Annotated in this window: 1 protein-coding gene; it reads left to right on the forward strand. The window is 32.2% G+C overall.

All coding sequences use genetic code 11. From position 1 onward, the window contains the following. Positions 1–702 precede the first annotated feature (702 nt). A complete protein-coding gene (locus tag HW347_RS20545; protein WP_214613594.1) occupies positions 703–1,221 on the forward strand; it encodes a hypothetical protein in 519 nt (172 codons plus the stop codon). Positions 1,222–1,534 lie beyond the last annotated feature (313 nt).

The following is a 1,534-nucleotide window of genomic DNA, read 5'->3' on the forward strand; positions in this document are numbered from 1 at the left end:
TATTTTGTTTTTGCCAACTTTACTACCTACTTTAGATAACTACACACAACTGGGCATATATTCCAGAAGTCACAGCAATCTTCCACTCGGCAGGCTGCGCCTTCCGGAAGATATACCCGGACCGTTGCCATTCATTGGCGGAACGTACTAAAAACTAAATTTAAACTAATGAAAAAAGATAATTTACCCTTAATTTTAATTATTGTAAGTTTTATATTAATAATATTGAATTTCATTTTCACATCAGACGAAATGAATTCAGGGTTTTGGTTGAGAATTACTGGAAGTGTTTTATTAATTATAGCAATGGCACTAACAATTCGAGATAGAAAAAAACGGAATAATAACGCTGAATGAAAATAAAAGAGGAATTGAAAAACTAAAACCGAATTGTGTGTAGAATTTAGCAAGTTGCGGAATTGCTCACCCAAATCTGAATTAAAAATATTTCGGAATTTAAGCAAGTTTGCGGAATAGAAAACTGCGGAATTTACTCAAATGCTGAAAATCGGAAAACGATATTTAACTGAATAATAAAAATTTGAAAAAACAACGAAATGGCAACACCGTGTAAAATTAATTGCTGGTTTTAGCCAATTTACGAAAGTCCTCGCGGACTTTCTATCTGTGTTTTATTTGCTAACTTTAGTGCTTAAACCACGCAACTAATCATACACAACAACGTTGTGCGTAATTTAAAAAATGAGTCCTAATACAAAAATAAAATACGGAATTGGAATTCTCATTCTTGAAATTATTCTTCTTGGATTATGGATTTATTCGATGAAACCTGACCCAAGCGTTTCTATCGGAATAGTATTAATTGTACCTATACTTTTTGGAATAAACTTGATAATTGGAGTAACACTATTTTATTTAAAAAAACCGTTCTCGAAGTTGTTTTTAGTTAATGCTTTCGTTTGCCCTCTGATTTTTTACGCATTATGGAATTTATGGTTTGTGAATTATCACGAAAGAAATAATACGGAATATAAATTCTCAATAAACGATGTTGTCTACGAATTGAGCATCGGAAAAAATAATGAATACTTTTATCTGTGTGACGAAAATAACAATGGAAGAGTTTATGTTGGCAAATACGAAAATAAAGGAGATAGCTTATTATTAAAAGACTCCGATTTCGAAATGTATATTATCGACAACAAGCTTTATGAATTTCCTGAAAAAAGAACTGAAATTAATTTAATTGGAACGGAATAAAAACTACGCACAACAAAGCCTAAACGTAATGCGGAGTTTAGGGCTAAATCGAAAGGTCTCTGTATATTTAGTAAGTCGCTAAATCTTATGGATTTAGCTTTGGACAAGAAAAAATAAAACTAAACAATAAGCTTTAGCTTCGTGCGCAGATGGAAACGAAAAGTTTCCTTGCCTCCGCACTACGCTTAGGTACTGTGTTAAAAAACAAGTTTTTTCTTTAAAATTTCAGGAAACAAGTTGAGTCATCAATTTGTTATCCCGCGCAGCAAGGGCTTCATGCTTTTGCTGCTTTTTAATTTCAAAATTTGCATCG

The organism is Zobellia barbeyronii, from assembly GCF_018603515.1.
GTDB lineage: Bacteria > Bacteroidota > Bacteroidia > Flavobacteriales > Flavobacteriaceae > Zobellia > Zobellia barbeyronii.